Genomic DNA, 24,263 nt, shown 5'->3' with positions numbered 1-24,263 from the left:
TGGTCTTTACTCCCTCCGTTTTGCTCTCGCGTTCGTCAAATAATTCAGTTTTCCTAAAAGACACCATTTTTCAGCCCTTATTCTGTTTTTGATCACCTGCTCCCGCGGTTAAGCTAGCAGCTGATAGTGGCAATACCGAATGTAATTTGCCGCCAATGTACCTGAATATTCGGGCAAGTCGAACTTAAGGCCGGAGAAAACAATGGAAAACAATTTTTCTAAACTTGGATTAACAACCAGTCTCGTTGCAATAGGGAAAAAGCTGCCGGTTATATCGCTGCCGGCGAAGAAAAATATTCCGAAAAAAATTTCCTTGCTTAACCATAGCTGGATACTCGGTGGCATCGTAATGTTTTTCACTATACTGCTGTTGATTACATTGATAGTCAGTGTGCAGCAGGCCAGAAATAATAGGTTGCAACCCGAATTTGTTTCACAGTTGCAATTGCAGCATTTACGCTCATCAAATGCGGCCCAGCAAATAATCATCGGCAATATTTCAGCTTTTGCACCATTGCACGATAGCCGGAATCAACTGAATCAATATATCAGGCTGTTATCGCAAGGGGGTTCGTATCAGGGCACGACTATTTCGGCTGTTGATGATGCATTATCGCCAAGCCTGGATGCGTATCTTAGAAACTGGCAAATTGAGGAAGGAAATATCCATCTGATTTTGAATCAGCAAGAATCGCTGTTGCAGCTCATTAGCAGTATCCGGGCGATCCACATTGCACATAGTCAGCTTAACCGACGTAGCGAGGAATTAATCAGCCGCATGGCGCAAATTGGTAATCTATCCCACGAAATTCGCACGGTCGAGGTCATAAGAATGCATGCGCGCAACGTTGCAAGAAATATTAGAACGCTATTGCCAATGGAACTGCCGCTTGCGGAAGTTAGCGCGCAATTGACGCAGGATCATGCCCATATTTCGGCGACCACGCATGCGTTAAGTCAAGGCGATAACGGCTTGGGCATAGCTTCCAGCCGGGATGAAATGATTCAGGATCTACTTTCGCACATTTATGCGCTGGTAAGAAAATTCGACGATCACCTGCACGTGATTCAGAAAGAGATTTCTGCTGCCGCAACGGTGCAGTCGGCTATAGATGAGATGCTCGGTAAGAGCGATGATATGTTGGATAGTGCGCGTGAGCTGGGCGATGTGATTCGAGCGCAAACCATGCATACGATTTCGTGGTTAAATACGCTGATGGTAATACTCGGTGCCTGTGCATCGCTTGCTTTGATCTTTTTTATCCGGGTAGTGCGTCAGAATGCGCGCTATCAAGATTTGGCCACCCGCAACGAAGTGGTCAGAACACAAAAAGCCATTGTGACTTTACTGGATGATATGAAAAGAATTGCCGACGGCGACTTGACGGTTCGCACCGATATCACTCATCACACAACCGGCGCCATTGCCGATGCCATCAATTGCACCATTGAGGAACTGCATACCCTGGTAGAGCAGGTTAATCAGGCCAGTGCGCTAGTGGTGAGAGCATCCAATCAGGCGCAACAGGTTTCATCTGGATTATTGACCGCGGCGCAACATCAAACGGAAAAAATCGAACAAACAACGATTGCAGTTTTAAGTATGACGGACTCGATCAGCGAAATATCGGATATGGCGACGGAGTCTGCCCGAGTGGCGAAACAATCGCTGGCTACGGCGGAGAAGGGCGCTTCGGCGGTGCGTGAATCGATTGCCGGGATGAATGAAATCCGCACCTATATCCAGGATACCTCGAAGCGAATCAAACGCCTGGGTGAGAGTTCGCAGGAAATTGGCGAGATTGTCGCGTTAATCACAGATATCACGGACCAAACCAATGTTCTGGCTTTGAATGCAGCATTGCAAGCGACCGCAGCCGGCGAAGCGGGGCATGGATTTACTGTGATAGCCCAGGAAGTGCAGCGTCTTGCCGAGCGTTCGGCGGAAGCCAGCAAACAAATCGGTGAATTGATTGTCACCATTCAGGGTGATACTCAGGATGCCATTGCTGCGATGGAGCGAAGTACGCTAGGGGTGGCAAAAGGCACAACGCGCTCGGATGCAGCCGGACGGGCCCTGGAGGAAATCGAACAAGTATCCGGGCGGCTTGCTCAATTAGTGGCGAATATTTTTGATGTGACGAATACGCAAACTCGCGCAGCGCACAAGGTGGTTGCCAATATGGAAGAAATTCTTCATATTACCCGTCAGAATACCCAAGGAACCCTGAAAACCACCGGATCGATTAAACAGATTACTGGTTTTGCATCCGAGCTGAAAGCGTCGGTGTCTAATTTCAAGGTGTGATGGTATTGTCGATCTCACTATGAACTGATAGTAAGGATAAATGAGCGCTCAACCCAAACTTAACATTTCGGCCATTATCGGCATCAAGGACGGTATTTATCAGATATTTGCATTGATCGACCAGAATCTGGAGGTGTATAGCCAGCATCCCGGCAATGACAAGCTGATCAAAGACTGCCGGGATTATATTCATCAACTGGACGGCTTGCTGGAAATGCTCAATTTGACGAGTATCACTCTAGTCACCGAAAAGATGGAGCAAGTGATTGATGCGCTGATTTATAAAAAGATTGAAATGAGTTCGCCGGTTATCGATGCACTGAAACAATCCACCAAAGCTTTATTGTTTTATTTAAACGAACTCATCGATGGCGCCGAAGAAAACGCGTTGCGATTGTTTCCGGCTTATCGTTCATTGATGCAAGTGTATGGTTTTGAGAATGCGCCCGAAAGCGATTTGTTTTTCCCGCAATTAACGGAGGCTCCGGCGCTGAAAGCCCAAGCTGCGCATATTGATGCAATATCCGTCAGATCCCTGGCTAAACAGCTGGGTACGGAATATCAGGCGGGTTTACTGAAATGGCTGCGCGATCCTTCGGATCAGCAGGGTTTGCAGCAAATGGCAGTGGCCGCGAATCAGATTGAGACATTCCCTGGAACTACCGAGCAATGTGTTTTCTGGTGGGTGGCGGCTGGTTTCCTGGAAGATTTGCTGCATTTGGATAGCATTCACATTGACCTTACGATCCGACGGTTGTGCGGGAAAATTGAGCAAACGATCCGTCATCTTGCTGCCGGAACACCGGGTAACACGGCAGTGTTAATGCGTGAGTTACTGTATCACCTGGCGCATAGCGCATCGACCGGACAACGTATTGACGAAATCAAGCGCAGTTTCGCCTGGCCAAGCCTATCAGCCACCGGTGCACTGACATTTGAACAATCGGAATCTCTGAATCCCGTTCTGGAAAGATTGCGCGGTACGTTGATGCAAACCAATGATATCTGGCGTGAATTTTGTGCTGGCGATCAGGAAAGTCTGGTTTCTTTATCAGAGTATATCGACTGGCTCTTGCACCAAGCGCAGCAAACGGAATGTGCGCCGCTGATAAAGTTGATCGAAGCGATGAGCAATACCGCCGCGTATCTGCATGCTCAGCCGCAAGACATGAACGAGGAATTGGCCATGGAAATGGCTACTGCTTTATTGATGATTGAGAGCATTCTCGATGATTTCTACAAACTGCCGCCGGAGTTGTCACACCAGGTCGATGTGCTGGTTTCCCGTTTACAGAGTGTTACTGCCGGGGATGTCAACATTAGCGAATTACCTGCTCTTCCTTTTTTTAATGCATTAGAAAGTAATACACAGGATAAAGATTTGCTGGCGCAGGTTGCACAAGAAATACTAACGAACCTGGCGCAAATCGAGAGTATTCTGGATAAATTCTTTTTTGAACCAGGCGAGCGATCCGGACTGCCTCTGCTTACAGGTTTATTTAAACAAATTTCGGGCGCCCTGGTGATGTTGCAATTGGAACGTGCTCAAACTTTATTGAAACTTTGTCAGAATTTGGTTGAGAGACTGCTGGAACCAAACTATGAAATCATTGAATCGGAACAAATTCTGCTTGTGGATGGATTAAGCAGCCTTGGTTTCTTTATTGAAGCGCTTAGGAGCGGACAACCCGATTGTATTCAGATTATCGAGGAGGCGCTTGCATTGTTTCAAATGACAGAGGCTCAGAAAGAGGCTTTGTCAACGAATTCGCATAATATAACCTTACGTGCTATCGACGCTGAACCAGAAGCAGAAGCAGTGCGTACTGAAAAAACAAACACCGATATGGATTCGGAGTTGCTCGAGATTTTTCTGGAAGAAGCGGATCAAGTGCTGGCAGAAATGACTTGTGATTTACAGCGATTTTGCGACGATCCCGCCGATCGCGATGCACTTTCGAGCTTGCGGCGCGCGTTTCATACACTGAAAGGCAGCGGCCGCATGGTCAAGCTGGAGGAAATGAGCGATGTCGCATGGAATCTGGAGCAAGTGCTGAATCATTGGCTGGATGAGCAAAGACCGGTTACCGGGCAATTAATGGACTTGATTACCCGTGTGCACCAAGCTTATGCCGGATGGTGCAGAGGCTTGCGCGAACAGGGTACTGTTCATGTTGACGCTAAGGGACTGTTGCTGGCGGCAAAAGAATTGCTGGCTCAACGGGCAGAATCCGGAACTATGAGCGCTGCTGTCGATGCCGATGAGCCCGCAGTGAAATCCGGAAAATTAACAGTATTACCGGAATCATCGCCTCGGCCTGCATTAGCGGGATCTGCTCCGCTTTCCGATGCTGCCGGGCAAATCGATCCGGAAGTGTTCCAGGCATTTCTTGAAGAAACGTATGACATTATTCCGCAAATTGGCAGCAAGTTGCGAGCCTGGCGCATGTTGCCGGAAGATGACGATATTCACCGCGCGATGCTGCGGCTGCTGCATACCCTGAAGGGCAGCGCCCGCATGGCGGGAGCGGTATTGCTGGGCGACTTGATTCATTCCATGGAAAGTCATGTCGAGGCGGCTTTCCATGAGCGTAGCATATCGGATGCTGCATTGAATCAGCTCGAAAGTGAATTTGATATCATCAGCAGCCAGATTGAACAACTGCAAAGTATGAGCGCTCCTGCGGTTTCGGAACCAATCGATATCCCTAACGTAGCGGATTCATCAGAGCAGAATCAGGCTTCACCCGAGAAAACAGATCTGCTTCAATCCAAGGCCATTTTACGCATCAATTCCGAGCTTATTGACCGGCTGATGAATGATTCCGGCGAAGCCAGCATTCTGCGATCCGGAGTTGAAGCGCAACTGAACAGTTTCAAGCAGTCTTTGCAGGATCTTGCCGAAAGCACCCACCGCCTGCATGATCAGTTGCGCGAAGTGGAAATTCAGGCGGAAACGCAAATGCAATCCCACCTTGCGCAACAGCATGAAAATCAACATGCATTCGATCCTCTCGAATTCGATCGTTTTTCCCGCTTGCAGGAATTGACGCGACTGATGGCGGAAAGTGTCGATGACATAATTACCGTGCAAAAGAGTTTACGCACGACACATCATGCCGCTGAAGAATCCGTTGCGCAGCAATCCGTCATCAACCGCCGGTTGCAGCAATCCTTGCTGCAAATCCGTACCCTACCGTTTAGCAATTATGCCGAGCGTTACTACCGCATTGTCAGGCAAGTGGCTGAGGATATGGGAAAAAGAGTTCATTTGGAAATTCTAGGCGCGGAAGTTGAGATAGATCGCAATGTATTGGAAAAAATTAACCCCCCACTCGAACATCTGCTACGCAATGCCATTGCGCATGGCATCGAGGAGCCGACACAAAGACAACAGATGGCTAAGCCCGAGACCGGGAAAATAACCCTGCAATTGCGCCAGGAAGGCAATGAAGTGATTATCACGCTCAGCGATGATGGCCGTGGCTTGAACCTGTCGCGTATCCGGGAGGAAGGACAACGGCTTGGATTGATTCGGGAAAATGAGGCTCTGGATGACGATGCGATTGCGTCGTTGATTTTTGCGCAAGGTTTGTCAACTACCGATTCCGTCACCGGAATTGCCGGTCGTGGCATTGGACTGGATGTTGTGCGGAATGAAATCTTGATGTTGAGTGGTCGCATCAGCGTCCATTCCGTTCTGCATCAAGGTACAAGCTTCACGATGTCTCTGCCACTCACGCTATCCGTGGCGCAGACGTTCATGATCAGAACAGGAAAACAAACCTATGCGATACCGGCTTTCATTGTGGAACATCATCGGGAATTTGATCCGGAGGAGTTAAAGAAAATCTATCAGGATCATTGCGTTGAATTTAATGGGAAAAAATATCCATTTTCCCATCTGGCGCATTTATTGGGTGAATCCGATCATAACCCGGAGATTGTCCGGCACAATCCCGTTTTATTTCTGCATAGCGGCACCCAATATCTGGCAATTCACGCAGATGAATTTCTAGGCGATACCGAAGTGGTGATCAAAAATACCGGTTCGCAACTCGCTCATGCACCCGGTATCGAGGGTGCCACCATCACCGGCGACGGCGAAATCATTCTGATCCTGAATCCGGTCAAATTGATGCAACGCAGCGATGTACAAAAAACGCTTAGTACACAGGCGCCTGAATTAACTGCCGTCACCCAAAAAAAATCCGTCAAAACGCCCACCATCATGGTCGTGGACGATTCATTGACTGTGCGTAAAGTAACCTGCCGTCTATTGGAGCGTGAAGGTTGCGACGTGGTGATTGCGAAAAACGGCATCGAAGCGATCGAAAGCCTTCAGGAAATTATTCCCGATGTCATGCTGATTGACTTGGAAATGCCTAAAATGAACGGCTTTGAATTGATCGAAAAGATACGTGCAAACCCGGAAACGGCTCATATTCCGATGATCATCATTTCTTCGCGAACCGCAGAGAAGCATCGCAAGATTGCCAAGGATTTAGGCGTTGATATATTTCTAGGCAAACCCTATAAAGAAGAAGAATTGTTAAATCACTTGTCCGGGTTGGTGAGAAATAAAGCGTAGTTGGCGGATATAAGGGAAATTCCACGTACGCAGTTATTTTGTGCATTTGCCTCCGTCGGTTATGGAACCGGCCTAAGGAAATCTCATTGGATCTTCATTTAACAGGGGCAAATCCTAAAATCGCAGAAAATTAATCTGTACACTTAGTGTCCGTTCCAACCGTTTTTTCGTCATTATTTTGGGTTGCTTATTGCGTTGGCGTGGGAAAACACGACAGTTTTTTTACTCTTGAGTTACGGTTCAACGCTTGAAACTGCTTGTCGTAATTTCTTCTTTTCCACATAATTTGGCGGCTTCATTGACGCAGCCGATGGCGGCAGTCATTTCAAATTCTGCTGTTTTGGCTTCAGCTATTGCTCTTTCTATTGCGTCTGTTTCCGTATCAATGGTTTTTGTCGGATCATCGGCCAAACTGCGTATTTGTTCAGAAAGATTGTGAAGTACAGCAAAGCGTTTTTCCGCTGCATTCTTGGCTTGTTTCATAAAGGCGTGATATTCACCCAGCAATTCATATTTCATTGCTTCTCCTTCAAATTTGGATGCGAAGATGTCTGCTTGAAGTCAAGCAAACGGATAACAATAGGATCTGCATCAGGCGTTTGCAAGTACAGGGTTTTTAATCAGGAAAATGGAAATGTATAAGCTCTTGGTTAAAACCCTGATTAGCTCTTAACTACGCTTATGTGCGAACGGATATCAGATACAGCGTTAGACGTCCGTTCGATACGCACCCCCAGCTTTTTGACCCCTCGTATTATACCAAGCTTGGCAACGCTGACCTTGATCCACGGGGATTGAAATTCCATCAGAATGGTTTGAGCGATATGCTCGGCCAATGCTTCCAGCAGTGAAAAATGATGGGTTGCCAGAATTTCATTAATTTTGTCAATGATCAAAGCATAATCCAATGCGTCTGCAATGTTATCGGATTGGCAGGCGCGGCTGGTGGGCAGTGCGATTTCCAGGTCGATCTGGATGGTTTGCGGAACGATGCGTTCCCAAGGGTAAATGCCAATCAGGGTCTTGGCCTTAAAGTCATGCAGAAAAATAATATCCATCGGTGATTAAGCGCTAAAATAGGGAGGTTATTCTAGAAGTATCGAAAGCTTCATGAATGCGAACAAGTACGCGATTCTATTCTATTTTGTCCGGGTGGTGCTAATTACATGACGTTATGGGTATTTGCCGTGTTGGCGTATTTGCTGGGATCGGTTTCTTTTGCCGTGATATCCAGTTGGATTTTTAAATTACCGGATCCGCGTACGTATGGCTCAAAAAATCCCGGGGCGACCAATGTTCTGCGTAGCGGCAAGAAAACGGCGGCGGTTTTTACCCTGCTGGGTGATGCCGGGAAAGGTTGGCTGGCAGTGATTCTGGCGCAAACTTACGCCCCATTCTGGGGGTTGGGAAACGAAGCGGTCGCGGTGGTTGCCCTGGCGGTGTTTTTAGGACATGTGTTCCCGGTATTTTTACGTTTCCAGGGTGGAAAAGGGGTGGCCACTGCAGTGGGTGTATTGCTGGGATTGGATTTCTTGTTGGGTCTGCTGGCTATCGGAACCTGGATTCTGGCCGCATTGATCTGGCGTATTTCTTCGCTGTCGGCTTTGATTGCAGCCGCGCTGGCACCGGTATATGCCGCAACGCTGCTGGGCTTTGAAAGTAATACATTGGCTGTGTTGCTGATGTCATTGATACTGATTTGGCGGCATCAATCGAATATTGTTAATTTACTGGCGGGCAAGGAAGGCCGCATTGGCGAAAAAAAATCTTCCGGTATCTAAAAACGCTGATTAATTGGCGGCACGAGCGAGTCCTTTCATTGTAAGATACTTGCGCCTTCGCCTATCTTGTTGGTATATCTCAGTTGCTGCGTTTCGGGCGCCTCGTGATTCTGTTCGTTAGCCGGATTAATCCGTGCTTCCCTAATCGGCTTCCGGTTTCTCAAGCATTTCCAGATCCCAGCGCGCCTTGACGGTAAAGCTGCTGGCCGGCAGCCGGTTCTTTTCCGGCATCGCCTGGAGCCGCATTGCGCCGGCAAATGCAATCATGGCGCCATTATCGGTACAGAATTCAAGCTCGGGATAAAAAACCGCCGCGCCTTTGAGGGCCGCTTTATGATTGAGACTTTCACGTAATTGCTCGTTAGCGCCGACGCCACCGGCTACCACCAGTTGCGTTAACCCTGATTGTGATAAGGCGGCCAGTGATTTTTGCGTCAATACCTCCACAACCGCGTCTTGAAATGCCAAAGCAATATCTGCACGGATTTGTTCTGTAAGCGCCTGTTTGCTGACTAAAGTCAGGACAGCAGTCTTCAGCCCGCTGAAACTGAAATTGAGATCCCCGCTATTCAACATTGGTCGTGGCAATTTAAATTGTCCGGGGCGGCCTCGCCGGGCGAGTTTCGATAACGCCGCGCCACCCGGATAACCCAACTCCAGTAATTTGGCCGTTTTATCAAATGCCTCGCCGGCAGCATCGTCTACGGTTTCACCCAGCAATCGATAGTGACCGACCGCGTCTACTTGCATCAATTGCGTGTGCCCTCCCGATACCAGTAAAGCAATGAATGGGAAATCCGGTGCCGGGGTGGATAATAACGGAGACAGCAAATGCCCTTCCAGATGATGAATGCCCAACGCGGGAATTTTTAATGCAAAACTCATTGCCGCGCCAATGCTGGCACCGACCAAAAGCGCGCCGGCCAGGCCGGGGCCTTGGGTATATGCTATTGCATTGATTTGATGCAAGTCACGTTTTGCAGCGGCCAATGTTTGTTTAATCAAAGGCAACACGCGCCGGATATGATCGCGTGATGCCAGTTCAGGCACTACGCCACCATATTCACTATGCATTTCTACTTGTGAATACAATGCGTGACTCAACAGGCCACGCTCCGTGTCAAAAAGCGCAATTCCGGTTTCGTCGCAGGAAGTTTCAATACCTAAAACAAGCATGAAGAAAAATCACGATAGTTGTATTTTTGGGATCGGTTATCGCTGGGAATGGGGTTATTTTAGCATTGCGATTCTTAATTAAAATTATAACTTTTGCCTCATCCTCATCAATCATTCCGGCGCGCATAATGCCTGATTCCGGATCTCAGGGCTCGGGTTCATTTCATATTGGGAAAGCCTGTCAGTAGATAAATTCCCACGGAGAAGATATAATTCTCTGAATAATTAGCCTTTACAACAAGAAACCAAAAACTATTTTTTCTAACCATTCATCTCATCAAGATTACCTGCGTTGCTAATCCAAGAATCACAGAAGGCCTTACGGGCACCTCTAAAAATTCAGAGTTTTAAACAAGATGAGGCGAGAACAAAAAAATGTTGACGCAGCATATAACGAATATGTAAAGAAACATTTTTATGAACAACGACGTATTGTGACGAAATGTGGATTGTTGGAGATGCCTTTAATTCTCTACCTGCGCATGAGAGCGGATCCGGTGAAATGGCACGCGATAAACTATAACTTATCCGGTATGTTCGTTAATTAGTCCGATTGATTACTTAAAAAATTTATTAATTCTGGAGGAAAAATGAGTCACACGCTTTATGAAACCACCGTACAGCGGGTACAACGCTGTGAATTGGCCGTTCCGGGTTCCAACCCGGGTATGTTTGAAAAGGCATTGAACAGTGGTGTCGACTTTGTTTTTCTTGATCTGGAGGATGCTGTTGCTCCCGATGACAAAGTTCAGGCACGTAAGAATGTTATTCAAGCGCTGAACGATCTGGATTGGAAAGGTCATGGCATCACGGTTTCAGTGCGCATCAATGGCTTGGATACCCAATACATGGTGCGTGATGTGGTGGATCTAGTGGAGCAGGCGGGAAGCAAGATCGATACGCTGCTGATCCCGAAAGCAGGTGTGTATGCCGATGTTTACATGGTCGAAGCCATGGTGACGCAGCTTGAGAAGCAGCAAGGCCTGAGCAACCGCATCGGTCTGGAAGCGTTGGTCGAAACCGCGCTGGGCATGGCCAATGTGGAAGATATCGCGCGTCATGGCGCAACCGGGCGATTGGAGGCGTTGCACTTCGGTGTAGCCGATTATGCTGCCAGCAACCGCGCCAGAACCACCAATATCGGCGGGTTGAACCCGGATTATCCCGGCGATCAGTGGCATTTCGCCATTAGCCGTATGATCGTGGCCTGTCGTGCTTATGGTCTGCGTCCCATCGATGGGCCATTTGGAGATATTAAAGATCCGGATGGTTACGCGCTGGCGGCGAAACGCGCTGCTGCGCTGGGATGCGAGGGTAAATGGGCCATTCATCCCACGCAGATTGAACTGGCCAACGATGTATTTACACCACCGGAAAGAGAAATTGAAAAAGCTAAGCGCATCCTGGCCGCGCTCAAGGAAGCTGCTGCCCAGGGTAAAGGCGCTGCGGCATTGGATGGTCGTTTAATTGACGCCGCTTCGGAAAGAATGGCCAATAATGTGGTGAAAATCGCCGATGCGATTGCCGCCAAAAATGGTCGACGATGAATGACTAAAAGAGCCGCTGATCGCGGCTTTTGTTTTTTATGATGTACTAACTGAATTTATTGAATTAACGCAGTTTTGCGATTGTTGGGGAAATTGAATTGAACATTCACGAATATCAAGCAAAAGAAATTCTGGCGGAATACGGCGTCAAGATTGCTGAAGGCGGTTTGGCCTACAGCGTTGTCGAAGCGGTGCAACGTGCCAGAGAAATAGAGGGAGATGTGTGGGTCGTCAAGGCACAAATTCATTCCGGCGCACGCGGCAAGGCAGGTGGCATCAAGGTGTGCAGAACGCATACGGAAGTCGAGCAGGCGGTAGAGGAATTAATCGGCAAGAAACTGGTGACCCACCAAACCGGTCCGGCTGGAAAAGTTTGCTCCCGCCTCTATGTAGAAGCCGGAACCAATATCAGCAAGGAGATGTATCTGTCCTTCATGATCGACCGCGCCAGCGAGCGCGTCATCATGATCGGCGCTGCCGAGGGCGGTATGGAAATCGAGAAGCTGGCAGAGACCAACCCGGAAGCGATCATCAAGATTTATATCGAACCCGCTGTCGGATTGCAGGATTTTCAAGCGCGAAAAATGGCATTTGGTCTGGGTATCGATCCGGCACAGCTGAACCATGCGGTGAAAACCATTAAAGGGTGTTACCGGGCGCTGCGCGATCTCGACGCTAATATCCTGGAAATCAATCCGCTGGTGATTACCGCCAATAACGAAATCGTGGCGCTCGACGCAAAAATGGTATTTGACGAGAACGCATTGTTCCGCCGTCATAAAATTGCTGAGTTGCGCGACAATACGCAAGTCGATCCGCGCGAAGTCGCTGCGGCTGAAGCCGGGTTGAGCTATGTCGGCCTGGATGGCGATATTGGTTGCATGATCAATGGCGCAGGCTTGGCGATGGCGACGATGGACATGATCAAGCTGGCGGGCGGCGAACCTGCAAACTTCCTTGATGTCGGCGGCGGCGCATCCGCCGAGCGCACCGAAAAAGCATTCCGTCTGGTGCTTGCCGATGCCAACGTTAAAGCAATGCTGGTAAATATTTTCGCGGGTATCAACCGTTGCGACTGGATTGCGGAAGGCGTGGTGCAAGCGGTCAAGAACATCGATATGAAAATCCCGCTGGTGGTTCGGTTATCGGGAACAAACGTCGAAGAAGGCCGCAGCATCATCAAGAACAGCGGCTTACCCATCATCACCGCCGATACGTTAGCGGAAGCCGCGGAAAAAGTCGTCCGCGCGCGTAACGAAGTCGTCGCTCAAAAAGCCTAGGAGTTCAAAGTGGCCATATTAATCAACGAAAAAACAAAAATTATTGTACAAGGCTTTACCGGAAGAATCGGTACCTTTCATGCCCAGGAAATGATTGACTACGGCTCTAACGTGGTTGGTGGCGTTACTCCCGGCAAAGGCGGCCAAACGCATCTGGGATTGCCGGTCTTCAACACCGTCAAGGAAGCGGTCGAGCAAGTCGGCGCGGAAGCCAGCATCGTGTTCGTGCCACCGGCCTTCGCTGCGGATTCGATCATGGAAGCTGCCGATGCCGGAATCAAATACTGCGTTTCGATCACCGACGGCATCCCGACGCAAGACATGATGACGGTGAAAAACTTCCTGCGCCGTTTTCCGAAAACCGAACGCATGTTGCTGACCGGCCCGAATTGCGCCGGCACCATCAGCCCCGGCCGTGCCATGCTTGGTATCATGCCAGGTCATATCTATATTCGCGGTAATGTCGGTGTGGTCGGCCGCTCCGGCACCTTGGGCTACGAAGCCGCCGATCAGATGCGCTTACTGGGCATCGGTATCTCAACGTCGGTCGGCATCGGCGGCGACCCGATTCCCGGCAGCTCGCACCGCGATATTCTGGAACGGCTGGAACAAGACCCGGAAACCAAAGTCGCGCTAATGATCGGCGAAATCGGCGGCCCGCAGGAAGTCGAAGCCGGAAAATTCGCCAAGGAAAACATGAGTAAACCGCTGGTGGCCTATATTGCAGGGCTTACCGCACCGGAAGGCCGCCGCATGGGCCACGCCGGCGCGATCATCTCTTCCGCCGGAGAAAGCGCTGCCGAGAAAGTGGCGATGCTGAAAGAGCTCGGCGTCACCATCTGTCCAACCCCGTCGCTGATGGGGCAAACGGTGGCTGAAGTGCTGGCGAAGTTGTAGTTGTAATTACGGTTAAAATAAAAACCCGGAAAACTGGTGTTGCCGGGTTTTTTGTTGCCAAGAATGAAGGCTCCGATAAATTTGGTAAGATGATAGCAACTCGTTATGAATAAGGTGATATCGTGACTATTTTGTCGCTTCTAACACCAATATTAAAGCTATATGCCTAATAGGCGTCGATTAGTACAGGAAGCTCACGAACGGTTTACTGTGGGGAAGTTTCTCGAGCATCTAAATCACTGCTACCATTCAAATTTTGTAGTGACTGATGAACCCAATCCGCCAGAAGCTATTATTCAGTCGAGACATACAACTAGATGGGTCGAGGTTACGACGGTTTTCTGGAATAAAGCATTTGCCAAAGATGTATACTCATATGCCACTGAGAGTGAAGTGCATACACCCATAGGTGATCGCGTTTACGTTGAACCTGATGCCGAATTTGCAGCCAGCTTTGTATCCACTGTGAAGCAGAAACTCGAAAAGACTAACTACACAAAGTTTAGAGACTTCTACGGCCCGGGTTATTTGGTTGTCTCAGCTCAGTATCCATTGTTTAATGAACATACCATACGCAGCATAAGCCAGGCTTGGTCGTTGCTAACCGTGAATGATCAAGGTTGCTTTCGTTCCATTTATATTACGTACCGGATATTCAATGGTTACCGGGTATTTCTGTGGCGGCCAAAATCCATAGCCAGGTAGGATGTGTCGACCGCAACCCCAAATCCCAGGCAAGAATCGGTTTTGAAGAGACTGAATTTTGTTTTAACCGTCGCTATGATAATCTTGCGCACTTTTGAATGAACAATGAATGATATGGAAAATAATTTACCAGGGCGGCCGATAAAACGAACTCATCCGATAGCACAATTTCTCTTTCTCACCCGATGGCTACAGTTACCCTTATATCTGGGGCTGGTACTCGCGCAATGCATCTATGTGTTTCATTTCTGGGTCGAGCTGGTGGATCTCATCGGTGCCGTGATGGGCAATCAAAGCGCGTTACAACATATTCTCGATACCGTTACGATTAAAGGTGCCGATAGGCCGGAGAAATTGACTGAAACGGCCATTATGCTTGTCGTATTGGGATTGATTGATGTCGTCATGATCTCGAATCTGCTGATCATGGTGATTATCGGTGGTTATGAAACCTTTGTGTCACGCATGAACCTGGAGGGGCATCCCGATCAGCCGGAATGGCTGTCGCATGTCAATGCTTCGGTGCTGAAGGTTAAACTGGCAACCGCCATCATCGGTATTTCGTCGATACATCTTCTGAAAACGTTCATCAACGCCAGTGCTTATGACGAAAAGACGCTGATTGCGCAAACCGGAATACATATGGCGTTCTTGCTTTCGGCGATGGCTATTGCTTACTGTGACCGTCTGATTTCTCAAACCGGCCAACAATCCGGCGGGCACTGATATTGCATGCTTCCACATAAAACAGTCGCGGCTGCCCGATATCTACTTTAACGTTTCGCGATGGTCTTTAAAGTAATGTAGTTCTTGCTATGTCAGACGAACTTTGATCGTCCCAGTAATAAATCACTTCTACGTGCTTTGAAGTTCATTCAGCAAATTCCATAAGGTAAATTTTACAGTAGAAACAAGGGTGTATTTATTTTAGAACACCCTTGCGAAAATTGTATTCTTAAATGAATTCAGTGCTATGATCTCGCCTTGTTCCATCACAAACGGAACAAGCAGGCACAGCAGTTTTGACCGGAATTCAGTCAAAGAAATGCTGCAGCCAAAAACTAATAAAAGGCGATTTCAACGATAGCGCCTGATAAATTTTATAAGGATAATAAAAATGACCACCATTCGAGTTGATGATGTTTTTGTCGATGAAAGCAATGCAACCGCAAATTTTACTGTGTGGCTGGATGTTGCAAATGCTGCTCCGGTAACCGTTAATTACCGGACAGATTTGAATACTGCCACTTACGCCGGTAACCAGGATTTTGTGTTTACTTCGGGGACCTTAACTTTTAATCCCGGTGAAGTATCTAAAACAGTCAGTGTTTCTATCACCAATAATGCAATCGCTGAAGCGATCGAGAACTTTGAACTCAATCTATCTTCACCCAGCGCCAATGCAACCATTGCGGATGCTTCCGCGCTGGGAACAATTTTCGATAACGATGCGCCGTCGGGCACACCGGTGGTCTCGATCAATGACTTTACCGTAGACGAGGCGACGAAGGAAGCCACGTTTGTCATCGCGCTTGACCGGCCCTCGACCAGCGTGGTTTCGATGAACTATGCCACGCAGAATGGCACCGCTGTGGCGGGATCGGATTTTATCGCCACCAGCGGCTCGTTGAGTTTTTCCCCGGGACAAACCGCCAAAACAGTGAAAGTCACGTTAGTTAACAACGCAGCATTTGAGGCCTCCGAAGCGTTCAATCTGGTGTTATCCGCGCTGACCAACGCCACCACGCTGGATGCTGTTGGCACTGCGATCATTTTTGAGAATGATGCAGCCGCGGTGAGCAATTCAAGGATTTCGGTCGACGATATTTTTGTCGATGAATCACAAGCCTATGCGGACTTTCTGGTACGCCTGGATGCGCCGAATATCAATCCTGTGACCGTTAATTACCGTACTGACCTGAATACGGCCACGTATGGCGGTAACCAGGATTTTGTGTTTACCTCGGGAACGCTGAATTTCGCACCGGGAGAGATGGTTAAGACGGTACGGGTCACGATGTCGAATGGTTCGATCGCCGAAGCGATCGAGAACTTTGAACTCAATCTATCTTCACCCAGTGTCAATGCAACCATTGTTGACGCGTCCGCGCTAGGCACCATCATCGATAACGATGCGCCATCGGGCACGCCGGTGGTCTCGATCAATGACTTTACCGTAGACGAAGCGACGAAGGAAGCCACGTTTGTCATCGCGCTTGACCGGCCCTCGACCAGCGTGGTTTCGATGAACTATGCCACGCAGAATGGCACCGCTGTGGCGGGATCAGACTTTGTCGCCACGAACGGTTCACTTAAATTTGCGCCGGGCGAGACTGCGAAAACTGTCAAAGTTACTTTAACCAATGATGCCGCCTTTGAAGCATCGGAAGCGTTCAATCTGGTGTTATCCGCGCTGACCAACGCCACCACGCTGGATGCTGTTGGCACTGCGATCATTTTTGAGAATGATGCAGCCGCGGTGAGCAATTCAAGGATTTCGGTCGACGATATTTTTGTCGATGAATCACAAGCCTATGCGGACTTTCTGGTACGCCTGGATGCGCCGAATATCAATCCTGTGACCGTTAATTACCGTACTGACCTGAATACGGCCACGTATGGCGGTAACCAGGATTTTGTGTTTACCTCGGGAACGCTGAATTTCGCACCGGGAGAGATGGTTAAGACGGTACGGGTCACGATGTCGAATGGTTCGATCGCCGAAGCGATCGAGAACTTTGAACTCAATCTATCTTCACCCAGTGCCAATGCAACCATTGTTGACGCGTCCGCGCTAGGCACCATCATCGATAACGATGCGCCATCGGGCACGCCGGTGGTCTCGATCAATGACTTTACCGTAGACGAAGCGACGAAGGAAGCCACGTTTGTCATCGCGCTTGACCGGCCCTCGACCAGCGTGGTTTCGATGAACTATGCCACGCAGAATGGCACCGCTGTGGCGGGATCGGATTTTATCGCCACCAGCGGCTCGTTGAGTTTTTCCCCGGGACAAACCGCCAAAACAGTGAAAGTCACGTTAGTTAACAACGCAGCATTTGAGGCCTCCGAAGCGTTCAATCTGGTGTTATCCGCGCTGACCAACGCCACCACGCTGGATGCTGTTGGCACTGCGATCATTTTTGAGAATGATGCAGCCGCGGTGAGCAATTCAAGGATTTCGGTCGACGATATTTTTGTCGATGAATCACAAGCCTATGCGGACTTTCTGGTACGCCTGGATGCGCCGAATATCAATCCTGTGACCGTTAATTACCGTACCGACCTGAATACGGCCACGTATGGCGGTAACCAGGATTTTGTGTTTACCTCGGGAACGCTGAATTTCGCACCGGGAGAGATGGTTAAGACGGTACGGGTCACGATGTCGAATGGTTCGATCGCCGAAGCGATCGAGAACTTTGAACTCAATCTATCTTCACCCAGTGCCAATGCAACCATTGTTGACGCGTCCGCGCTAGGCACCATCATCGATAACGATGCGCCATCGGGCACGCCGGTGGTCTCGATCAATGACTTTACCGTAGACGAAGCGACGAAGGAAGCCACGTTTGTCATCGCGCTTGACCGGCCCTCGACCAGCGTGGTTTCGATGAACTATGCCACGCAGAATGGCACCGCTGTGGCGGGATCGGATTTTATCGCCACCAGCGGCTCGTTGAGTTTTTCCCCGGGACAAACCGCCAAAACAGTGAAAGTCACGTTAGTTAACAACGCAGCATTTGAGGCCTCCGAAGCGTTCAATCTGGTGTTATCCGCGCTGACCAACGCCACCACGCTGGATGCTGTTGGCACTGCGATCATTTTTGAGAATGATGCAGCCGCGGTGAGCAATTCAAGGATTTCGGTCGACGATATTTTTGTCGATGAATCACAAGCCTATGCGGACTTTCTGGTACGCCTGGATGCGCCGAATATCAATCCTGTGACCGTTAATTACCGTACCGACCTGAATACGGCCACGTATGGCGGTAACCAGGATTTTGTGTTTACCTCGGGAACGCTGAATTTCGCACCGGGAGAGATGGTTAAGACGGTACGGGTCACGATGTCGAATGGTTCGATCGCCGAAGCGATCGAGAACTTTGAACTCAATCTATCTTCACCCAGCGCCAATGCAACCATATCTGATCCTACTGCTCTTGGGACCATCATCGATAATGATGCAACCTCCGGTGTGCCGGTAGCAAGAATTACTGACGCTGTTGTGGACGAAACCGACCAAACGGCAACCGTCACCGTCATTCTTGACAAACCAAGTGTTAATGGCACAAAAGTTAATGTGGCAGGTCAGGATGTGACGGCTAATAATGGTGGCGATTTTCGCAATCTGCACATTGGCACGGTTGCGTTTGCGCCAGGCGAAACAGCTAAAACGGTTACATTTGGCCTGTTGAACGATAATGCGGTTGAAGATGCGGAGCTATTTGATGTGACGTTAAGCAGCCCGGTCGGATTGACCGTGGGGGATGGGCGCGGACATGTTATTATCGCTGGCAGTGACAGAGCTGCACTGGCTTCACCTGTGATCAATGTCGCCAATGTCGCTGCCTCCGAAGATAAAGGATTTATCGACTTCCAGGTTACGCTGGCAGCGCCCAGTGCTGGCGGTGCTCGTGTAAATTACAGTACTGCTGCAGGGACAGCCAGTTCCGGTACGGATTATGTGCATGCCTCCGGGACCTTGGCTTTTGCACCCGGTGAAGTCTCCAAAATCGTTCGCGTTGCTTTGATTAACGATCTCACTGTGGAAGCGCTCGAGAGCTTTACATTCAATTTAAGTGCTGCAGTCAATGCAACGATCGGTAATGCCTCGGCCAGTGCGACGATCATCGATAACGAGAGCGCCGCTCCTGCCGCACCGATTGCAATCGCGGGTACTTCAGGAAATGATATTTTGCAGGGTACGCAATTTAGGGATGCTTTTACAGGGGGTGCCGGCAATGATACTTTCAACGGCGGTGATGGCAATGACAGTATGGTGGGAGGAGGGGGTAACGATACCTTTCTCGTGGAGAATGCAGGCGATACGTATTCCGAAGCGGGCGGCGGCGGTACCGATCTGGTGATCAGTTATCTGCCAAATCATACGTTGGGCGCTAATGTTGAGAACCTGCTTTTGGCCGGTACCGCAATCACGGGAATCGGCAATACACTCGCCAACACGATTACCGGCAATGGCGGAAACAACACGATCAACGGCAGTTCCGGGAATGACATCCTGAACGGCGCTGCAGGCTCCGACAATATTTCCGGGGGTACGGGCTCTGATTTCGTCGTGTTCAATACCGCGCTGAATGCCGCTACCAATGTCGATACGCTCGCGGATTTTAACGTAATTGATGATACCATCCGCCTGGAGAATGCCATTTTTACCCAGTTTACTGCGACAGGCGCTATTCCTGCGAATACGCTGGTATCCGGCCCGGGTGCAGTGGCCTTGGATAGTAATGATTTCCTGATTTATAACACCACCAATGGAAATCTTTTTTACGATGCGGATGGCAATGGCGCCGGTGCGCAAGTGGCTTTTGCAACATTGACCGGAACGCCCGCGCTGACAGCCGCTGATTTTGTAATCATTTAGAATCTTGTTTCCGGCATTGCCGATAGTTTCCTCGGTAATGCCTGGCGATGATACTCAGGGTATCTGCGGGTACCCTGAGTATTTTTATCGCTAAGCATCATGCCATAACAATGGTATTATCCAATAAATGCAATACGCCTTGTAGGGCAGTCGTCACCGCTGAATGCCTGATGCTTTCACGGTTACCCTTGAAGTGACGGGTTTCTTGTTGCACCAGACCCTCCTTGCTCGCCCACGCAAAACACACCATGCCCACCGGTTTTTCGGCTGTTCCGCCATCGGGTCCGGCAATGCCGGTAATGGATAAGCCTATTTGCGCATGGCTCCGGGTAAGCGCTCCGGCGACCATCGCCTGTGCGGTTTGCGGCGATACGGCGCCAAATTGATCCAGGAGTGCGGGTTGTACTCCCAGCATTTCGCATTTGGATCGGTTGCTATACATGATAAAACCCCGGTCATACCAGATTGAACTGCCTGCCACCGCGGTAACCGCTTGTCCCACCCAACCACCGGTGCAGGATTCGGCCGTTACCAGTATCCATCCGCGCTGCGTAAGGCTTTCCCCGACACGTGCCGCCAGATCGAGAAGGGCTTGATCGTCATCAAAGTCAAGTGCACGGGTCATGGGTCAGTTGCCTTTTATTTATCGCAAAATCAAATTAATTAGTGGGAGACGCCAGATGTTCATCCATAAATGTTCCCAGAGCTTTTTGCCATGCAGGTTGCATAAATATAAATCCGTTATTGTGGCCACCTTGCAGGGTTAAGAATTGTTTTGGCCGGGAGACGGTTTGAAACAATCGTTGGCCATGCTGAAACGGGACGATTTCATCTTGCGGGCTATGTGCGATAAAAACCGGGCAAGTCACCGATTGCAATGATTCCAGTGTGTTGTATTCAAAGCGGTTGATCCAGCGCACCGGCAGAAACGGATAGATTTGCGTGGCCAGATCGGAAACCGCAGTAAATGTCGAAGCCAGCACCAGCAAACCGGGCTTTTCACGCGCAGCCAGCCAGGCTGCGATCGGGCCGCCGAGTGATTCGCCAAACAATACTATCTGCTCAGGTACGATCTTTTGCGTCACGATCAAATGCTGCCAGGCGGCCTGGGCATCCAGATAGGTGCCGGATTCCGACGGTGTTCCGCTGCTCTCGCCATAACCCCGATAATCAAACAACAAGGTGTTATACCCCAACTGCTTGAACATGGTCAGATAATTGATGCGATGGGAAATATTCCCCGCGTTGCCGTGAAAAAACAATACCGTGCCTGTAGCATCCGGCACAGGCACCCACCATCCATGCAATGTCTCGCCATCAGCGGTGGCGATGCTTACGGATGAATAATCCACGCCGAACATGGCTGGTGTATTGCTGAGTTGCTTGTCGGGAAAATATACCAAACGGGATTGAATCAGATAAACCAATAAAACCATCGCAAGGTATGCAACAAACAGCAAAATGAGCAGATTCAGCAGCATGCGCATGGCACGATGAATCAGGGCTGCTTCAGATTGATCACGATATCCGCACCCTGGCCGGTTGCAGTAAATGCGGAATCGCTGAATTTAGGAAAGCCCACGTGTTGTTCGGGATTGTTCGATAAACCGAATGGCTCACCCGGTAACAGATTCCACTGCCTTTTTAATTTACGGTTTTCGTCCAGATCATGATAAGCCGCCACGGCGTAGGTTCCCGGCTGCTCGAGGTTGATGCAGACTTGCTGCGATCCCTCTTCCGCAGGCGCGCGAACCTTGCGCTTGCGCCCCTTCTTAAAAAGAAAATGCTCCGGGTCATCATATAGCTCAACGTTCAGTATGCCGCGCGGTTCTATGCCATGAACGGTTACCCTGACTTGTGCGAGGTCTGCATTGCAGGTGTCGGGGATTTCCTGTGGTCTAATACTCAATGATTCAGCAGAATAGGCCTGGGTGCAGATTAAAAATCCCAGCATCAGAGCCCATGCCGATTTTTGGGGAAAAGTAAATAATGGATGAAGCGTTTTGGATTTCATGGTTTTCATCGGTATGATTTTTGGGTTTGCAGCGAATGAATAGTTTACTATAACTGATTCGCTAAGAATAAAGCCATACGACCGAAGAAAAACGCCATCCGTTCCAGGAACTCATGAACAAAGCGCAACTGAAAAAACTCGAAGCCGATCTGTGGAGCGCCGCCGACAAACTGCGCGCAAATTCCGATCTGAAATCGAGCGAATATGCGACACCGGTGCTGGGACTGATCTTCCTCAAATTTGCCGATAACAACTACCGCCGTCACGAGCAGGCCATTCTCGCGGAATATCGGCAATTGCAGGGCACGCGGCGCGAAAAGCCGGTTTCCGAGATCGCCATCGAGCAATGCGGTTTTTATCTGCCCGACCATACCCGCTACGATTATCTGCTGAATCTACCGGAAGAAAAGGACATCGCCAAAGCGCTCAAGGAAGCGATGAAGGCCATCGAAGAATACAAGCCGGAACTTGAAGGCGTGCTGCCGAAGGACGAATACGCGGCGCTGACGCGCACCGACAAAACCATTCCGCAACAATTGCTGAGAACGTTCGCGGATATTCCCGCCAATGCGACCGGTGACCTGTTCGGGCAGATTTACGAATACTTTCTATCCGAATTCGCGCGCAGCGAAGGCCAGAAAGGCGGCGAATTTTTCACGCCGCGCTCGGTGGTGCGCCTGATGGTCGAGATCATCGAACCGCATGGCGGCAAGGTGTTCGATCCCGCCTGCGGCTCCGGCGGCATGTTCGTGCAATCCGCGCAGTTCATCGAAGCGCATCGCGAGGAATTGAAAGGTGCGGACAGCGGCGTGTATGTCTGTGGCCAGGAAAAAACCCAGGATACCGTCAAGCTCGCCAAGATGAACCTCGCCGTCAACGGCCTGCGCGGCGAAATCAAGCAGGCCAACACCTATTACGAAGACCCGCACGACAGCTTTGGCGCGTTCGATTACGTGCTTGCCAATCCGCCGTTCAATGTCGACGACGTGAGCCTCTCCAGCGTGGAAAAGGATAGGCGGTTCAACACTTATGGCATTCCGCGCAACAAATCGAAAGTGAAAAAAGCCGACGAAGGCAAGGAAACCGTGCCGAACGGCAACTACCTGTGGATCAGCCTGTTCGCCACCTCGCTCAAACTGCAAGGCCGCGCCGCATTGGTCATGGCGAATTCCGCCTCCGATGCGCGCCACTCCGAAGCCGACATCCGCAAGACGTTGATCGAGCACAACCTGATCTACGCCATGCTGACACTGCCGTCGAACATGTTCTACACCGTCACGCTGCCCGCGACGCTGTGGTTTTTCGACAAAGCCAAGCGCGACGACAGGATTCTGTTCATCGACGCGCGCAACATTTTCACCCAGATCGACCGCGCCCACCGCGAATTCAGCGAAGAACACATCCAGAACATCGCCCTCATCAGCCACCTGCATAAAGGCCAGCGCGAAAAATTTATCCGGCTCATCGACCGCTATTTCGCTGCCGGTATGGAGCGGCTGATCGAAAACAACGCAAAGATCGAACCCGTCTGCGCGCAACTGCTCGATGTGCTGGACGATGCGGGCGGCAAACAAGCGGTGACTGAACTGCTACAGCATTGGGCGGAATTGGACAAACTCAAGACATACTACCAGCGCTATTTACAACAAAACGGCTCTGTCATTCCGAGCGGCAGCGAGGAATCTTGCGCGCACGGCAAGATTTCTCCCGGTGGTCGAAATGACAATCAAGGGAGTCGAAATGACAATCGGAGGGATCGAAATGACAGCAGAGTCACGGACAATGGTGTCATTCCGAACGATAGTGAGGAATCTTGCGCTGACACGAAATCTTCCACAGCAGCCGTCAACGCCAGAAATCAGGCACAACACCAGTTGCGCAATGCATTCGATCCTTTTTTCACCGCACTGCACGAAGGCTTGAAGCGTCTGGACAAGACCGTGCGTCAGCACGAAAAACAGCAAACCGAGCAGGCGCAGAAGGAAGGCAAGCGCACCGCAACTGACCGCAGAACCAAAACGCTTAAAACCGCGCTGGAAGAACTGCACCAGGATGTGAAAAATGCGGAAATTTACTTTCTGCATATCCACTGGCTGCAAGAGCGTTTTCCCAACGCGCAATACGAAGACGTCACTGGCCTGTGCAAATTGGCCACGCCTGAGGAAATCAAAGAACAGGATTATTCACTGAATCCGGGGCGCTATGTCGGCGTGGTGATTGAGGAGGATGGCAAAACAGAAGAGGAATTTATTGCAGAGATTTTAGATATGAGTGATGAGCTTGAGAAATTGAACACCGAAGCGAGGATATTGGAAGCAGTTGTTTCAGAAAACATAAAAGCGATATCTGAGTGAAC

16 protein-coding genes are annotated in these 24,263 nt (G+C 49.8%); 10 read left to right on the top strand and 6 right to left on the bottom strand.

From position 1 onward, the window contains the following. The first annotated feature begins 202 nt into the window (after positions 1 to 202). Together CPG39_RS08760 and CPG39_RS08755 are read left to right on the top strand one after the other, a co-directional pair. The gene (locus CPG39_RS08760; protein WP_096292945.1) at positions 203 to 2,308 is read left to right on the top strand and encodes a methyl-accepting chemotaxis protein; all 2,106 of its coding nucleotides are present in this window, start codon (positions 203 to 205) and stop codon (positions 2,306 to 2,308) included. 40 nt (positions 2,309 to 2,348) lie between these two features. Further along, on the top strand, positions 2,349 to 6,899 hold the full coding sequence (locus CPG39_RS08755) for an Hpt domain-containing protein (protein ID WP_096292944.1): 4,551 nt from the start codon (positions 2,349 to 2,351) through the stop codon (positions 6,897 to 6,899). A 240-nt stretch (positions 6,900 to 7,139) separates the two neighbouring features. Here the strand turns inward: CPG39_RS08755 and CPG39_RS08750 are convergent, their stop codons facing one another. Next, on the bottom strand, positions 7,140 to 7,418 hold the full coding sequence (locus CPG39_RS08750) for a hypothetical protein (protein ID WP_096292943.1): 279 nt from the start codon (positions 7,416 to 7,418) through the stop codon (positions 7,140 to 7,142). Between the two features lie 143 nt (positions 7,419 to 7,561). Next, positions 7,562 to 7,957, bottom strand: coding sequence for a dihydroneopterin aldolase (locus CPG39_RS08745; protein ID WP_096292942.1), 396 nt, complete (start codon positions 7,955 to 7,957; stop codon positions 7,562 to 7,564). Positions 7,958 to 8,065: 108 nt separating this feature from the next. Here CPG39_RS08745 and plsY point away from each other — a divergent pair, with 108 nt between their 5' ends. Then, on the top strand, positions 8,066 to 8,680 hold the full coding sequence (plsY, locus tag CPG39_RS08740) for a glycerol-3-phosphate 1-O-acyltransferase PlsY (RefSeq protein WP_096292941.1): 615 nt from the start codon (positions 8,066 to 8,068) through the stop codon (positions 8,678 to 8,680). Positions 8,681 to 8,821: 141 nt separating this feature from the next. On the opposite strand, the gene tsaD is transcribed toward plsY, so the two are convergent. Continuing rightward, complete coding sequence (gene tsaD / locus CPG39_RS08735; protein WP_096292940.1) at positions 8,822 to 9,856, bottom strand: tRNA (adenosine(37)-N6)-threonylcarbamoyltransferase complex transferase subunit TsaD; 1,035 nt, start codon at positions 9,854 to 9,856, stop codon at positions 8,822 to 8,824. 590 nt (positions 9,857 to 10,446) lie between these two features. Here tsaD and CPG39_RS08730 point away from each other — a divergent pair. From CPG39_RS08730 to CPG39_RS08705, 6 genes are all read left to right on the top strand, one after another. Continuing rightward, positions 10,447 to 11,403, top strand: a complete 957-nt coding sequence (locus CPG39_RS08730; protein ID WP_096292939.1) for an HpcH/HpaI aldolase/citrate lyase family protein — start codon at positions 10,447 to 10,449, stop codon at positions 11,401 to 11,403. A 98-nt stretch (positions 11,404 to 11,501) separates the two neighbouring features. After that, positions 11,502 to 12,683, top strand: coding sequence for a malate--CoA ligase subunit beta (locus CPG39_RS08725; protein WP_096292938.1), 1,182 nt, complete (start codon positions 11,502 to 11,504; stop codon positions 12,681 to 12,683). A gap of 9 nt (positions 12,684 to 12,692) precedes the next feature. After that, complete coding sequence (sucD, locus tag CPG39_RS08720; protein ID WP_096292937.1) at positions 12,693 to 13,580, top strand: succinate--CoA ligase subunit alpha; 888 nt, start codon at positions 12,693 to 12,695, stop codon at positions 13,578 to 13,580. Positions 13,581 to 13,742: 162 nt separating this feature from the next. After that, positions 13,743 to 14,285 (top strand): hypothetical protein, encoded by a 543-nt coding sequence (locus CPG39_RS08715; protein WP_145956228.1) that lies wholly within the window; start codon positions 13,743 to 13,745, stop codon positions 14,283 to 14,285. 105 nt (positions 14,286 to 14,390) lie between these two features. Continuing rightward, positions 14,391 to 15,011 carry a YqhA family protein gene (locus tag CPG39_RS08710; RefSeq protein ID WP_197702868.1) on the top strand — a complete coding sequence of 207 codons (621 nt, stop codon included), beginning with the start codon at positions 14,391 to 14,393 and terminating at the stop codon, positions 15,009 to 15,011. A gap of 391 nt (positions 15,012 to 15,402) precedes the next feature. After that, complete coding sequence (locus tag CPG39_RS08705) at positions 15,403 to 19,893, top strand: beta strand repeat-containing protein (RefSeq protein ID WP_096292935.1); 4,491 nt, start codon at positions 15,403 to 15,405, stop codon at positions 19,891 to 19,893. A 97-nt stretch (positions 19,894 to 19,990) separates the two neighbouring features. Here the strand turns inward: CPG39_RS08705 and CPG39_RS08700 are convergent, their stop codons facing one another. The 3 genes from CPG39_RS08700 to CPG39_RS08690 are packed head-to-tail and all read right to left on the bottom strand — an operon-like array spanning position 19,991 to position 21,907. Next, the gene (locus CPG39_RS08700; RefSeq protein ID WP_096292934.1) at positions 19,991 to 20,518 is read right to left on the bottom strand and encodes a CinA family protein; all 528 of its coding nucleotides are present in this window, start codon (positions 20,516 to 20,518) and stop codon (positions 19,991 to 19,993) included. A gap of 34 nt (positions 20,519 to 20,552) precedes the next feature. After that, complete coding sequence (locus CPG39_RS08695) at positions 20,553 to 21,374, bottom strand: alpha/beta hydrolase (RefSeq protein WP_231990257.1); 822 nt, start codon at positions 21,372 to 21,374, stop codon at positions 20,553 to 20,555. 17 nt (positions 21,375 to 21,391) lie between these two features. Beyond that, positions 21,392 to 21,907 (bottom strand): DUF2141 domain-containing protein, encoded by a 516-nt coding sequence (locus CPG39_RS08690; protein WP_096292932.1) that lies wholly within the window; start codon positions 21,905 to 21,907, stop codon positions 21,392 to 21,394. Between the two features lie 113 nt (positions 21,908 to 22,020). Here CPG39_RS08690 and CPG39_RS08685 point away from each other — a divergent pair, with 113 nt between their 5' ends. After that, the gene (locus tag CPG39_RS08685; protein ID WP_096292931.1) at positions 22,021 to 24,261 is read left to right on the top strand and encodes a type I restriction-modification system subunit M; all 2,241 of its coding nucleotides are present in this window, start codon (positions 22,021 to 22,023) and stop codon (positions 24,259 to 24,261) included. Positions 24,262 to 24,263 lie beyond the last annotated feature (2 nt).

Origin of the sequence: Nitrosomonas ureae (assembly GCF_900206265.1) — a bacterium.
Taxonomy (GTDB): domain Bacteria; phylum Pseudomonadota; class Gammaproteobacteria; order Burkholderiales; family Nitrosomonadaceae; genus Nitrosomonas; species Nitrosomonas ureae_C.
This window is presented reverse-complemented; position numbering and strand designations above follow the sequence as displayed.